The 14,025-nt window shown below is 63.9% G+C and carries 8 protein-coding genes, 1 tRNA gene and 2 pseudogenes; 1 reads left to right on the top strand and 10 read right to left on the bottom strand.

The annotated features are described in order from the left end of the window. A pseudogene (locus tag DJ69_RS07760) lies at positions 1 to 1,201 on the bottom strand (M20/M25/M40 family metallo-hydrolase); the annotation flags it as partial. A gap of 111 nt (positions 1,202 to 1,312) precedes the next feature. Between DJ69_RS07760 and DJ69_RS07755 the strand changes: the two are divergent. Next, positions 1,313 to 1,386: transfer RNA gene (locus tag DJ69_RS07755), tRNA-Lys, on the top strand. A gap of 559 nt (positions 1,387 to 1,945) precedes the next feature. On the opposite strand, the gene DJ69_RS18300 is transcribed toward DJ69_RS07755, so the two are convergent. From DJ69_RS18300 to DJ69_RS07715, 9 genes and pseudogenes are all read right to left on the bottom strand, one after another. Next, positions 1,946 to 3,250, bottom strand: a complete 1,305-nt coding sequence (locus DJ69_RS18300; RefSeq protein WP_099255100.1) for a PGF-pre-PGF domain-containing protein — start codon at positions 3,248 to 3,250, stop codon at positions 1,946 to 1,948. A gap of 81 nt (positions 3,251 to 3,331) precedes the next feature. After that, positions 3,332 to 7,846, bottom strand: coding sequence for a surface glycoprotein (locus DJ69_RS07745; RefSeq protein ID WP_180271754.1), 4,515 nt, complete (start codon positions 7,844 to 7,846; stop codon positions 3,332 to 3,334). 109 nt (positions 7,847 to 7,955) lie between these two features. Continuing rightward, positions 7,956 to 8,120, bottom strand: a complete 165-nt coding sequence (locus DJ69_RS18295; protein WP_180271753.1) for a hypothetical protein — start codon at positions 8,118 to 8,120, stop codon at positions 7,956 to 7,958. Between the two features lie 234 nt (positions 8,121 to 8,354). Beyond that, positions 8,355 to 8,603 (bottom strand): helix-turn-helix domain-containing protein, encoded by a 249-nt coding sequence (locus tag DJ69_RS07740; RefSeq protein ID WP_180271752.1) that lies wholly within the window; start codon positions 8,601 to 8,603, stop codon positions 8,355 to 8,357. A gap of 214 nt (positions 8,604 to 8,817) precedes the next feature. Then, the gene (locus DJ69_RS07735) at positions 8,818 to 9,111 is read right to left on the bottom strand and encodes a phage repressor protein (RefSeq protein WP_099255097.1); all 294 of its coding nucleotides are present in this window, start codon (positions 9,109 to 9,111) and stop codon (positions 8,818 to 8,820) included. A gap of 72 nt (positions 9,112 to 9,183) precedes the next feature. Continuing rightward, the gene (locus tag DJ69_RS07730) at positions 9,184 to 9,462 is read right to left on the bottom strand and encodes a hypothetical protein (protein WP_099255096.1); all 279 of its coding nucleotides are present in this window, start codon (positions 9,460 to 9,462) and stop codon (positions 9,184 to 9,186) included. 776 nt (positions 9,463 to 10,238) lie between these two features. After that, positions 10,239 to 10,895 (bottom strand): lactate utilization protein, encoded by a 657-nt coding sequence (locus DJ69_RS07725; RefSeq protein WP_099255095.1) that lies wholly within the window; start codon positions 10,893 to 10,895, stop codon positions 10,239 to 10,241. A gap of 343 nt (positions 10,896 to 11,238) precedes the next feature. After that, a pseudogene (thsA, locus tag DJ69_RS07720) lies at positions 11,239 to 12,852 on the bottom strand (thermosome subunit alpha); the annotation flags it as partial. Between the two features lie 416 nt (positions 12,853 to 13,268). Then, positions 13,269 to 13,811 carry a KH domain-containing protein gene (locus DJ69_RS07715; protein WP_099255094.1) on the bottom strand — a complete coding sequence of 181 codons (543 nt, stop codon included), beginning with the start codon at positions 13,809 to 13,811 and terminating at the stop codon, positions 13,269 to 13,271. Positions 13,812 to 14,025: the final 214 nt, after the last annotated feature.

Below are 14,025 nucleotides of genomic sequence, written 5' to 3'. Positions count from 1 at the left end.
TCCGGGTAGTGCGCCTCCGCGATGCTCCCCGGCCCGAACAGGACCGTCGGGATCCCCGCCGCGACGTAGTGCCGGGAGTCGGCGCCGTAGGTCGCGCCCGTCGGCTCCGCGTCCGGGAGTCCGGTCTCGCCGACCCCCGCCCGCACGGCCTCGACGATCGGCTCGTCGACCGCGACCTCCGCGGGCTCGAACTGCACCGAGAACCGCTCGAACGTCGGCGGGTGGTCGCGGAGCCACGGGTCGCCGTCGACCACCTCGTCAAGCCGCGCGCGGAACGCCTCTTCCACCTCGTCGACCGTCTCGCCCGGCGCCACGCCGATCCGGAACTCGGCGGTCAGCGCCGCCGGCACCGTCGACGCCCACGAGCCGGCCTCGACCGTCCCGCACACGACCGGCCACGGCACCGGAAACTCCTCGTACAGGGGGTGGTCGACCGCCTCGCCGCGCTCCGTCTCCAACTCGCCGAACGCCTTCCGGATCGCCTCGAACCGCGGGAGCACGTCCTCGCCGCGCCAGCGCGTGGCGGCGTGCGCGCTCCGGCCGGACAGCTCCAGCCGCGCCATCAGCGACCCCTCGCAGGCGACGACGGGACGCAGCTCCGTCGGCTCCGCGACGATCGCGGCGTCGCGCTCGAAGGGGTAGGGGTTCGCGAGCGCCGCGGTCGCGGCCCCGTACCCGCCGTCCTCCTCGCCGGCGACCGCCTCGACGACGACCCGGAGCCCGGCGTCCGGGAGGTCGACCGCGCCCTCGGCGACCGCCTCCCGCACGTCGAGCGCCGCGCCGACGCAGGCCGCGACCCCCGACTTCATGTCCGCCGCGCCGCGGGCGGTGAGGGTCTCGCTGTCGTCGTCGCCGCCGCCGTCCCCGTCGCCGCCGCGCCCGCCCCACACCGGCTCGAACGGGTCGCTCGACCACTCGGCGGGCTCGGCGGGGACCACGTCGACGTGGCCGTTCAAGACGACCGTCGGGGTGTCGTCGGTCGCTCCGCCGCCGTCGTCGGTCGCGTCATCGTCGCCCGCTCCGGCTCCGCCGAGCGCGAGCACGCCCGCGACGCTCCGGCGGCCGGCCACGTCCGCCTCGTCGAGGTCGTCCGGGAANNTTCCCGGACGACCTCGACGAAGTCGGCGGCGGCCGCCTCCTCGCCGGCCGTGGAGGCGAACCGGCAGAGGTCGGCGGCGAACGCGCGCATGTCGAACTCCATGCTCGCGGCGACGGCGCCCCCTCGGAAACCGTTTCGGATCGCCGGGCGATCCCCCCGCCGCACGCGGTTTCTAAACGTTTATCCGTGGTCTCTCCGTACGGATTCGTGTCTGGGCCGGTAGCTCAGTTAGGGAGAGCGTCCGGCTTTTAACCGGACGGTCGGGGGTTCGAATCCCTCCCGGCCCGTTTTCCTGCGACCAACGGGAGCAGTGGAAACGCCAGAGGATTCGAAGAGGCCAGTCGCGCGCAGCGAACGGAGTGAGCGAGCACGTCTGGGCGTGGTTCGAATCCCTCCCGGCCCGCTGTACCGCCGCGAGCATATCGCGAGCGGCGGAACTGTGCTGAGGGAGGGGATTCGAATCAGGGAACGGAGCCTGCGGAGTGACCGTGGTTCGAATCCCTCCCGGCCCGTTTTCCTGCGACCAACGGAAGCAGTGAAAACGCCAGAGGATTCGAAGAGACCAGTCGCGCGCAGCGAACGGAGTGAGCGAGCACGTCTGGGCGTGGTTCGAATCCCTCCCGGCCCGTGCAACGAGACGGTGAGCACTTCGCGAGCGGCGGTGCCGTGCTGAGGATGATCTTAAATCGGGTGGGCCTAGCGTTGGTCCGGGATCGCTTCGATCGTGCGGGGTCCCCGGTGCTGTTCCCTCAGCGGTTCGGGATTCCGTGAGCCGTTCGTTCTCTCGCACACCGGTCGCTCGCGGGCGCGAAAAAACGGAAGAATGCGGGTGGTCGAACGGGCTGTTCAGTCGTCTCGACGCGTCGCGAGCAGCGCGGCCGCGACGAGCGCGACGAGCGCGACGAGCGGACCGAAGCCGGGAATCCCGTCGTCGGAACCGTCGTCGCCACCGTTTGTGTCGCCGCCGTCACTGCCGTCGGTGTCACCGCCGTCGGAGCCGTCGGTGGCGCCGCCGTCACTGCCGTCGGAGCCGTCCTCGACGGTGTCGGACGACTGGCCGATGGCGAACGTGGAGAGGCCAGGCGAGTCGGCGGTGAAGGTGACGCGGTTGTCACCCTCCTCGTCGACGCTCGCCTCGTACTCCTCCCACTCCCCGTCGTTGTAGCGGTACAGGGAGACATCCTCCGCCGTGATGCCGGTGTCGTCGAGACGGTCCTGGCGGACGCTGAACCGGAACGTCGCGCCTTCGAGCGCGTCGTCCGGAGCGTCGTGATCGACTTGGGCGTGGCCGAACGTATTGGCGCCGATCGACTCTTCGAGGTCGGGCGCGTCGGCACTCGGGTTGTCACGGCTGTAGGTGATGTCCGCGCTGAAGTCCGACGACGCGGCGAACCGCTTCGTCAGACCGTTGAGCGCGGCGCCCGTCTCTGCGAGATTGCGGTCGACCGTACCCTGGTCGAACGCGGTCTCGACGCTGTCGCCGGCGGCCGCGCCGGTGATCGAGACGGTCACGGTCTGCCCGTTGACGCTGGTCTCGGCCTGCGCGTTGCCTTCGACGTTCGTCACGGGCTCGGGGCTGGGTGTGGTGGTGTCGCCGCCGTCGCCGGCGCCGCCACCGCCGCCACCGCCGCCGCCCGTACCGCCATCGCCACCGTCCCCACCGTCGTCGTCGCCGTCGTCGCCGTCGGTGCCGTCGTCGCCGTCAGAGCCGTCGTCGCCGTCGGTGCCGTCGTCGCCGTCAGAGCCGTCGCCGCCGGTACCATCATCGTCATCGACGGAGACGGTGAGGTCGACGCGGTCGGAGCTCGCGGTCGAGTACGCGAGTGTCTCTGGGTCGGAGTCCGTCACGGACGAGCCCGCGGCGGTCACCGTGATCTCGTCGCCGTCGTCGAGGCCTTCGACGTCGATCGAGTAGACGCCGTCGGCGTCGGTGGTCGCGCTCGCGACGACCGAGCCGTCGTGCGTGATCTCGACGGTCACACCTGCGGCGGCGTCGTCGTTGCCGTCCGTCACGTCACCGTAGACGCGGTGGGGCGGCTCCGGCGGACTGTCGGACTGCGCGACGGCCATTCCGGGCGCGACCGCACCGGTGACCGCCGCGAGGGCGACAACCACGACGATGAGTCGTAGTATCGTTGTGTTGTGTTTCATTCGTTGTATGGTTTGGAATTAAATAAATTTGCACTCAGTTAGCGAGCGATACGAAAGAAAGCGGGTATCCCCGCTTAGATTTTATGCGCTATTCAGGTTGTCAATATTGCCGATAACAATATCGTCGCCAGATAAGTCGGACCAGTCCTTATCATCACTACTCTGATCGAAGTTACCAACAGCGAAGGTTAGCTCTTCGTCCGCGTAACTGTCGGGCACGAAGAAGAACACGTCTCCGCCACTAAGGATTACGTTGGTATAGAACACTTGACCATCCTCAGTGATATATGCACCAGAGATGGCGGTGTCACCTCCATTCGTTTCGAATGCATTGTCGGTATTAATGTCATCTGGGTCTATGTCAACTCGAACATAGCTACCTAAGGATCCCTGATCGGTGACGTTAGCTGCATCCAATCCACTCGTATAAGTGTCATTGAGGGAGAAACTCCCGCCGCGGGATTCGCCTGGTTCAACCCCGCTCGCGTCATAGTCGGCCTCAAGTGCATTCGTAAGTCCCTCATCGCTAGTCACAACTGAGAGCGGACCGGCATTTTGGTTTTCGGCACCATCGTTGCCAGCCGCGTCCTTGGCCGTGTTAAGCGTGGCACCAAACGTGCCATCTGCGTTTTCGCTCAGAGTGGCCGTATACGTGAAGCCACTCTTAGCGTCGCCGCTCTCGGTGAAGTCACCCTCAGCACCGATACCGCTGAGTTCCGTATCAGAGGCGTCTTCAGTTCCGCTGACGGTGACTGCCTCAAGCTCCTCGTCAGAGTCGATGGAGACGTTTACTGTCTTCCCCTCCGTGTTGTCGACCGAGAAGCCCGAAATCGGGGGAGCAGCGTTGTCAATTTCGAGGGTCTCGCTCGATGTGACTGTGTCCTCGTTCGCCGCACCGTCAGTTGCGGACACGTCAACGGAGACACCCTCAGTATTGGCTTCACCGCTCACATCAATACTGGTGGTGTAAGTGTCTCCTTCACCGCTTTTGAGCGTTTCAGTATCACTACCGCCGAAGTCACTCAGATCAGCCTCGACAGTCTCGACGCCAGTGCCGGCATCAGTGACATCCGCACTGATCGTCACCGAATCAGCATCAGCGACGATACCGTTCTCGTCAGTGTCGTCGGTCAGTGCGACGTTGGAGATCGACGGCGCAACGTTCTCCGTCGCTTCCGGCGTCACGGTCGTCTGACCGAGGTTCCCGTAGATGTCGAACGCCGTCACGGTAACGTCGACATCCTGGGTCGTTTCGATGTCCTGCGAGTAGTCCGTGACGTCCGTATCGTAGACGCCGTCGTCGTCATTGTCAGTCAGTTCGACACCTTCGACGCCGATCGCCGGAATATCAACCACAAGCCGGTCAATCGGATCGTCAGCGTCGACTTCGGCCGAGATCGTGTCGTCCTCGCCGTCAGCCAGCGAGTCGGGCGTATTCACGTTGTAGACTTCAGGCTGACTGCTCTGCAGTCCCGTGTAGTCGACCGGGACGTGATAGGCCGTCTCGTCGTTGGTGAACATCCAGTAGCCCGCACCGGGCTCGAGCGTGTCGACGTTGGTTCCGGTGTAGCCCTTCTCAATACTGTAGTCGGCACCGCTCGGGAGCGGATCGAGCGCCTGACTGACGGGCTGGTTGCCCTCCTGGTACGCACCAACAAGGTTCCAGCCGCTGTCGAGCGAGACGCTGTTGATCGCCTGCGCTTCGTTGTCGCTCGGGACGTTCTGGACGTTGAGGTCCACCGCACCGGCGCTGCCGGCTTTCACGATGTAACCCTCACCGCCAGTCATCTCCTGGAGGTCTCCGTCGCCGGTCTCGGCGTCGTAGACGTCCCAGCTGTTATCGCTCTCGTTGTAGGTCATCACCGAGTCGACGCCGTCGGCGAAGTCCACGTCGTCGAGAGCAACGGATCCCGTTTCGGCCGGGATAGAGACAGCGCTGATTCCGCTATCGTACTGTAGTTCGTACTTGACGTCCGCGCCGGTCGCGGTCGTCGTACTCCGATCCTCAGTGTCCGGGTACTGCTCGGCGACGTCGAGGGCGACCAGTTCGGTTTCGTCACCGGTCTGGACCTCGTCGTCGACCGTGACCGTCACAGTTCCGGCTTCGAGGTCGACACTCTGTTGGGTGACCGTGGCGCCCTGGAAGTTCTCGAATCCACCGATGCTGTCGAGCGGTTCGCTGAACTGCAGGTCGACGGTCATGCTGCTCTCGTTGGCGCTGACGAGGGTGGCCTCGTCGAGCGACGGGTCTCGGGCGTCAACGACCTGCGTTGCGGTAGTACCGGGCTCTATGAACTGATTATCTAGCGACGCGTTGGCCAGCGTGAACTGGTGCTCGCCGTCGCGCGGCGGTTCAACGGTCAGGTCGTACACGTACTCCGTAGTATCGTCTTCCAGTTTGACCTCAGTCTGGTCGAAGAGTTCCGCCGGGAGCCGACCACTCACGTCAGAGTTGTAGCCGTCGGTATTGGTGACGATGACGTTGAATCCGGTCAGATTGCTGTCAGAGGTGACCGTGATGTCAACGAGATTTGCATCCGAGGCATTTTCCTCGGTCTCGATCTCGAACCTCGTGTCGTCGAGAGACTCTCCGTCGACGCTGGCAGACGGCGTGATGATCTGGTCAACATCGCTCGAAGTCGGGTCGTTCACCTGCGCAGCGAGCGTGTACGAACCACTGCCGAGCTGGTTCACGTTGATCGTCTCTGCTTCGGTGAACTCGGTCGTCTCGTCTGGCGCGTTCGTGTAGCCGTAGGTCACCTCTTCGATGCCCGTTCCGCTGACTTCGAGCGTCTCAGAGATGTTGACTTCTCCGGAGATCTGTTCCTCGGAGATGAACGCGCTCGGGTCCTCGTTGTCGACGTACAGGGGCGTAGTCAGCTCGCCCTCGTTACCGGCGGCGTCGGACACGTTCAGTTTGAGCGTGTGCGCGCCGTCCGGAAGGTCGGTCGAGTCGAAGTCGTCGAGTGGCTGGTCGGTGAGATCCGACAGCGGCACGAAGTCGCCAGTCTGTCCGGGCGAGACGTAAATTGCGGCTTCGTTACCGTCGGCACCCGACACGGAGAAGCCCTCCGAGAGGTCGACGACGTTCTCCAGAATGATCCCGTCGTCACCCTCGCCGGTTGTGAGTGGCAGATTATCGTCAATCGTGCTGATATCGGGCGCGACCGTATCGATCTCGAAGGTCTGCTCTGCAGTCAGCGACGAGTTCGTGATCTCAGTGGTATCCGTTGCGTCACTGAAGCTAACGGTCGCTTCTTCGTTTTCGACATCAGAGGTCAGATCGGCCTCGTAGACGACAGTCTCGTTACTGTCATCGTCTTCCTCGTTCTGGAGGTTATCTCCGTTGAGTGAGACGGTGTTAGCCTCTTCGAGCGTAACGGTGCCCGCGACGGAACTCGGATCGACCGTCTCGTTGAACGTCGCGATGACGCTGACAGCCTCCGCGTTCTCCTCGGTCACCATCTCGCCGTCGTTGACCGTGATCGAGTCAACGATGGGAGGCTGTGTGTCGACATTCGTGAATCGACTCTCAGTATCCGAAGTACCATCAGCGTCGGTCGCCGACACCGTAACTGTCAGATCCCCCTCTGGGATCGCGGCGATGTCGTCGACCTCTTTGGGACCGGCTTCAACGCTGAAGCTCCCATCAGTGTAGAGATCCGACGAGGTGTCGAACGTTTCACTGTAGTCGCCAGCACCGTCGATCGTGATCTCTGCAGACTCGATGTCTGCTGCCGTGCTGGAGACATCGGCAGTGATCGTCTGACTGTTTGCATTCTCAAGGTTATCGATCGTTATGTCGACGGGATTCAGATCGACGGTGAAGCTGAAGCTCGCGGACTCACCAGTGATTGCCTTGCCAGCTTCATCTTCCCCGGTGACATCGACAGTAATGTCTCCTTCGGGGAGTGAGTCGAGCTTCGTCTGCTCGATGTCGACGGTCAGGTTCTGGGTCTCGCTATCGTAGGAGATTCCCTGTGCGTTCGGCTCGTTTAGCTGGAAGAGCTGATTCTGTCCGGCGGTCGCCGTGACTTCCAGCGTCGACGTGTTGATCTCGGAACCTTCTTCCGTCAGATCGATGGTGATCTCCGGCGTGTCGGTCGAGATGGTATCATCGTTTGCAGGAACTGTCGTAGTTACCTCCGGCGGAGTGCCGTCAACCGTCAGAGTAGTCGTGTCCCCGGCAGTTCGGGCATAACCGATACTTGGGTTACCATCCTGATCACCCTCCTCAATAGCGTAAACAGTATAATCGCCATCAGAAAGGGCGCCGAGGTCAATCGTAGCAGTTGCCTCACCGGTCTCCGAATCGGATGTTGTCGTTGTGACGAGGTCGTCGCTGCTATCTGGATCATTAACCTCGCCGTTATCGCCGACGTCGACGGCGAACGTTACGTCGTTACCAGGTGTCGAGTGTGTTGCACTAACCTCAATGGATGTCTCAGGCTGAACGACTGAGTTATCCAATGTCGGCCCGTCAGTTACTGCGGCCGCACTCCCCGCGAGCGCGACGGAGCCCCCCACCATGGAGAGCACCATCACGATCGAGAAGAAGACCGCTTGCGCCTTCTTCCGGTTGTTTCCGTCTGTCATGTAGTGTGTGTGTATGTAGCTGCTGTCGACTGCTGATCGGTCGTCGCGCGATACGTCCGGGTCGTTCGGGTCACGACTGATACGTCGCGGCCGTCGATCCCTCGTGTCATTACTCCAAGTTGTAGTAGTCCACGAGGACCTCCTCGAGCTTCTCGGAGACGTTCGCCCCGTCCGCGACCGCATCGGAGCGAACCTCCCGCCAAACCTCTCGGTCCAACTCGATCGTCGTCCGCGTCAGGTCCGCGGTGTCGTCCCCGTTGGTGTCGTCTGTCATCGCCACTGATCTGCAATCACCTCGCTCTGTACTCCTCTATCGAGCTGTAGTCGACACTTCACGTTGCAGTTGTCACTTTCCTAAGCTATGCACTTATATCTACCGTCAGTATATACGGACAACATATCTGGCGGTAGGGCCCGAATACCGCCGAAGAAAGCGGGTTTGCGAGACCAGAACTCCGATCGACGCCCTCCAGATCGGCTCCCGTTCGGCTCGCTCGCCCCGCGGCCGCTACACGTCCGCCATCGAATCCACGCGTCGCGCCACGGCCGCGCCCGCCGACGTGAGCTCGTACGTCTGCAGTCGCGGCACCGCGCCGGCCGGCCGGACGTAGCCGGTCTCCGCGAGCGTGATCAGTCTCGTGCGCACGTACGTCCGCGACCGGTCGAGCCGCCGCGCAACGTCCGCCGCACTGCCGCCACCCCGCTCCGAGAGACACCGCAGGACGACCAGATCGAACGCGTTCGCGATCGGTATCACGCGCTCCGGTAGATACTCACAGTATATACTACATGTGGTTTCGATGTCACCGGCCGCCGACTACCGAGGGACGCTCCACGGCCGTGACACTCTTCGGATCGATGCCGAACGTGGGACTCCCGTCTCACGCGTTCTCCGCCGCGCCCGCAGAATCATCGGCGTCGACGTGCCGTCGCTCCCGCGCTCGGCCGGTCCGCCGATCCGCCAGTCCCGACTACTCCCGGTCCGCCAGCTCCCGATCGATCAGCGCCTCGAAGTCGATGTCGTCGTCCTCGTACTCCTCCCGGTGGCTCGCCGCGATCCGCCCTCGCTCGGTGATCTCGTAGAGGCCGCTGTTCGGTGCGGGTCCGACGCGATCGAGCAGGTCGTAGTCCGCTAAAACCGGGAGCCGCGTGTTGATATACGACCGGTTCTTGTCGAGATGCGCCGCGATGTTAATCGCGTTGTTGCGTCTGCCGTTAGAAAGGATCTGCAGTATCTCGAAGTCGGTCGGGACTGTCAACCGCATCACCGGATGCACACCCCCACAACATATATATCCTTCTAGATTCGAAGTATTAGATTCTAAATAAAAGTTCCTTCATCGGTTATTTTCGCCCGATATGAGCTCCTGCGCAACTTTTAGATCCTCGAGCGCGCGCTCGTGGTGGTCGATCGCCTGCGAGAGACACTGTTCCACGTTCTGCCTGTCGAGGTCGAAGTCGTCGTGGGTCACGTACAGGAGATATTGTTCGAGGGACGTGCTCGTGTTCGCCTGGGCGCTCATGAGTGACTTGATCACGGCCCAGTCCAACTGGGGGTCCTCCTCCTCACCGGTCGTCATCGCGTGATCACCGTTTTGCTGCACCGAGTCGACCATTGTGTAAGATAAAATACTATTGGTCTATAAGTATTTGGATAATATTTTATTATATTATGATATATGTAAATTATTGTTCTACCCGTGGAAACTTCTGCTCACCCAGGATGACCGATCGAGGGAGGTCGCATGGCAGCAGCACGCCGCTTCGATCGGCGGCCCCTCGACGGGGCGCTACCGCGGACTGCGCTCTCTGGTTCACCGCGTCCTCCGCCCGTATTATCCACGTACTGATAGTACTCACCTACACATTAACCTTGTCCTACTATCATTTCTACGATGGCGAGGGTGGAGGATATCTCCTTCTTTCGAACTCAACCTATCGAGGGATACTATTAGGATATACCATAAAAAACTACTAGTAGTATGGGTAACAATAACGTGTGTAACGAGCATGCACACCGATCGGCCCATTTACGCGCGCTCCCCCGACCCCGACTCCATCCCCAACGGCGAGGCGAGGGCAGCTGTCTCCGCTCGTGAGAATGCCTAGCGCCTCGCCGACGCTGGACAGAGCGGGTGTCCATCGATACGTTCGCTTCATCCTCCTGACCGCGTTCGTTATCATCAACACGGCTATCGTCGCGTCTGCCCTCTTTTAGGTCCCGTCGCTTCGAACGTGCGGCTGCTCCGCCTCGCGCCGCTCGCGCGACTCCTCCACGATCCGCTGTCGCCGCGGACGACACCCCCGGAGCAACGCCGTCGCTCACGGGCGTGAAAACCGGGGGAGAGAGCGCACGCCGCGTCGCCGTCGGGCCGGCGACCGCGTTCCGCGTTCAGTATCCGAGCTGCTCGCGCACGAGGACGACCGTCGTCCGTCCCTCCTCGGTCTCGCGGCGGTAGATCAGCTGCTTGGCGATCGCGGACTCGGCGCCGTACGCCTCCTGTGCGCGCTCGTTTTCGAGGGGGTACGCGACCGACTCGAGTCGGTCGAGCGCGTCGTCGAGCGTCGGGACGATCTTGTTCGTGCCCGTGACGATGACCACGTTCCCGGCGGCGAACGGGTACGCCCCGATGCGGCTGCCGGAGAGGTCGGCGGCGACGAGCTCGCCCGTCTGCGCGACCGCGTTGATCCCGCCGAGGAAGTAGTCGGCCGTCTGCGACTCCCGGCGCGCGGTCTGTCGCTCGGCGTCGTCGTCGATGCTCCAGATCTGGTCCGGGAGGCTCTCCCACTCGTGGTCGCCCTCGCCGAGCAGGTCGTCGAAGCCGATCTCTTCGAGCGTCGTCGAGTGACCGTTCATCACGGACGCCCCCGCGGGGATCTGCGACTCCACCGCGTCGAGCGCCTCCTCCGCGGAGTCGACGACGACAACGTCGAAGCCGCGCTCCTCGAGGTTCGCGACCGTCTCCTCGACGGCCGCGTCGTCGGCGGGCTGGTCCAGCGTCTCGTCGATCTCGGTGTCGTCCGCGTAGTCCGCTTTCTGCTGTGGCATTGTATGGGAAATCGAACGGACCACACCGCGTCACGTGCGCTCGCGGCGGACCCGTTTCGTGATCGATCGGAGGCGCGGACGACACTTAACGGCTCGCGAACACTCGTGTCGGGGGGTGACATCGGTGTTATCGTCGTGTTGTCGACGCGACCGCTCGCCGTCGAACGACGAGCCGGCGGCTCCGCGGTCGTCGCGTCGGTCGTCGATAAAAATCGCGTGTCGTCGAGGCCCGAAACGGGCGCGCGACGGTCGGTCGGCGGGTCGGTCCAGCGAAGCGGATACGGTCGGCGTGGGGAGTGGTGTGGCCTACTGACCGGTGCTTACATCGCACCGCCCATGCCATGCCGCCCATGCCGCCGGGCGCGCCGCCGGGGCCGCCCTCGTCGCCGCCGTCGTCGGAGCCGCCGCCCTTGAGGTCACCGGCCGCGATGACGTCGTCGATGCGGAGGATCATGACGGCCGCCTCGGTAGCGGACTCGATGGCCTGGGTCTTGACGCGGAGCGGCTCCACGACGCCCTCGGCCTCCATGTCGATCACGTCGCCCGTGTAGGCGTCGAGACCGGCGCCGAACTCGCCGCCGTCGTGGCGGGAGCGGAGGTCGACCAGCGAGTCGATGGGGTCGAGCCCGGCGTTCTCGGCGAGGGTGCGCGGGATGACTTCCAGCGCGTCGGCGAACGCCTCGACGGCGAGCTGCTCGCGGCCACCGACCGAGTCGGCGAAGTCGCGGAGCTGCAGCGCGAGCTCGGCCTCGGGGGCGCCGCCGCCGGGCAGCACCTTCCCGTCGAGCAGCGTCGTGCGGACGACGCCGAGCGAGTCGTCGATAGCGCGCTCGACTTCGTCGACGACGTGCTCGGTGCCGCCGCGGAGGATGAGCGTGACGGACTTCGCCTCTTCGACGTCCTCGACGAAGATGCGCTCGTCGCCGCCGATGTCCTTCTGGGCGACGGAGCCGGCGAAGCCGAGGTCGTCCGACTCGATGTCGTCGAGGTTGGAGACGACGCGGCCGCCGGTCGCGCGGGCGAGGCTCTTGAGGTCGTCGGACTTCGCGCGGCGGACGGCGAGGATGCCCTCCTGCGCGAGGTAGTGCTGGGCCATGTCGTCGATGCCGTCACCGACGAAGACGACGTCGGCGCCGATGTCGACGAGGTGGTCGACCATCTCGCGGAGCTGCTCCTCTTCCTGGTCGAGGAACTGCTGGAGCTGGTCGGGGTCCGTGACGTTGACCTCGGCGTCGATCTCCGTCTCCTTCACTTCGATGGCGCCGTCGAACAGCGCCACGTCGGCGTCCTCGACCGCGAAGGGCATGTTCTCGTCGACGCGCTCCTTGTCGACGATGACGCCCTCGACGAGCTCGGACTTGTCGATCGAGCTGCCGACGACCTTCTCGACGGAGACGTTCTCCGTGTCGATGCCGTCGTCGTCCTGAACCGCCAGGACGGCGTCGACGACGAGCTCGGCGAGCAGGTCCTTGGAGTTCTCGGCGCCCTTGCCCGTCATCGCCGTCTCGGCGATCTCGACGAGCGTGTCGTAGTCGTCCGCGGAGACGTCGATGGCCTCCTCGTCGAGGATTTCCTTGGCCTTCTCGGCGGCCTGGCGGTACCCCTGCGCGAGCGTGGTCGCGTGGATGTCCTGGTCGAGGAGCTCCTCGGCCTGATCGAGAAGCTCACCGGCGACAACGACAGCGGAGGTGGTACCGTCACCGACCTCCTCCTCCTGCGTCTCGGAGACCTCGACGATCATGTTGGCCGCCGGGTGGTCGATGTCCATCTCTTTCAGGATGGTGACGCCGTCGTTCGTGACGACGACGGACCCGCCGGAGTCTACGAGCATCTTGTCCATCCCTTTCGGGCCGAGGGTGGTGCGGACGGACTCCGCGACCGCCTTGCCGGCCGTGATGTTCATGTTCTGAGCGTCCTTTCCGGAGGTACGCTGCGACTCCTCGGAAAGTACGATCATGGGCTGATTGCCCATCCGCTGTCGCTGTGACATAACAACCATTGATTGTTTGTGATTCTATATAAACCTTTTGCTCGGGCCGTGCGAAAACGCAACACGGTGGGGCAGTACGCCCCGGTATGGGTCACGTTCACACGGGCCTTTATATAGAACTCCAGATCGAGCGGTATGCCCGTGAAACGGTGAGCCGTCTCCCCGCGATCCCCCTGCCGACGAGGCTGAAGCGGCGCGAGAGTTGGGTAGCGCGAGTAGCGCGAGGCCGGGATAGCGCAAGGCTGGGGCAGCGCAAGGCTGAGACAGCGCAAGACTGGGGCAGCGCGGGGCGACGATGCCGTGCGTTAGGGGTACGAGAGTGGGTATCGTCGGATCACTCCGCGATACCCGCCGCCGACGGCGCCGGCAACACCGAGAACCAGTTACTGCGGTGCGTTGAAGCTCACGTCGTCGTCGAGCTCGTTCGACATCCGCTCCAGGTACGAGTACACCGCGCCGTGCGGCGCCCCGTCCAGCAGCATCCCGACCGCCCGACGGACCACTTCCAGCTCCTCGGGCTGGCCGACGGCGCCCACCGTCGAGCCGTAGACGACGACGTTCGCGCCCGACAGCTCCTCCAACAGCTCCCGCGTGCGACCGTTCTCGCCGATGATCCGGCCCTTCTTGCGCTGGAGGTCGTTGTCGTTGCGGGTGTGCTCGGAGAGGTCGATCAGATCGAGCGTCCGGAGGTCGTGGTCGAGGATCGACAGCGCGGTCTCCGGCTTGAACCCCCGCCCGATCGCCTTGATCACGTCCGGCGCCACCATCGCGGCGACCGGGTCGTCGCGCTCCTCGATGGCGACGCTCCCCGACTCAGAGTCGATGTCGAGCCGCACGTTCGCCCGCTCTTCGATCTCCCGCATCGTCTCGCCGCCGGCGCCGATGACGACGCCGATCCGGTCCTGCGGAACCGTCACGTGTTGCATACGACGAACTACCCGGCGAAGCCTTTTAAGCGTGTTCCGCCGCGGGCGGTGTGTGGCCGCGTGACGGTGGTCTTCGGCCGCTTGAGGACGAGATCGTCCGGATTTACTCGTCGGACTCCTCGCCCGACTTCGATTCCGGCACGCCTCCCGCTTCTCCTTTCTCCCCATCTCCCTTCCCGCCTGCTCCTCCTCTCCCGCCCGACCCCGGCTCCCC

Source organism: Halorubrum persicum (assembly GCF_002727125.1).
Classification (GTDB): domain Archaea; phylum Halobacteriota; class Halobacteria; order Halobacteriales; family Haloferacaceae; genus Halorubrum; species Halorubrum persicum.
Note: the sequence above shows the minus strand (reverse complement) of the source record. Positions and strands in the feature narration are given on the sequence as shown.

Bases quoted from the DNA above. Each gene is read 5' to 3' on its own strand.
- DJ69_RS07745 (WP_180271754.1), bottom strand. From the start codon at position 7,846: ATGACAGACGGAAACAACCGGAAGAAGGCGCAAGCGGTCTTCTTCTCG.
- DJ69_RS07735 (WP_099255097.1), bottom strand. From the start codon at position 9,111: ATGCGGTTGACAGTCCCGACCGACTTCGAGATACTGCAGATCCTTTCT.
- DJ69_RS07730 (WP_099255096.1), bottom strand. From the start codon at position 9,462: ATGGTCGACTCGGTGCAGCAAAACGGTGATCACGCGATGACGACCGGT.
- DJ69_RS07715 (WP_099255094.1), bottom strand. From the start codon at position 13,811: ATGCAACACGTGACGGTTCCGCAGGACCGGATCGGCGTCGTCATCGGC.
- DJ69_RS07725 (WP_099255095.1), bottom strand. From the start codon at position 10,895: ATGCCACAGCAGAAAGCGGACTACGCGGACGACACCGAGATCGACGAG.
- DJ69_RS18295 (WP_180271753.1), bottom strand. From the start codon at position 8,120: ATGACAGACGACACCAACGGGGACGACACCGCGGACCTGACGCGGACG.
- DJ69_RS18300 (WP_099255100.1), bottom strand. From the start codon at position 3,250: ATGAAACACAACACAACGATACTACGACTCATCGTCGTGGTTGTCGCC.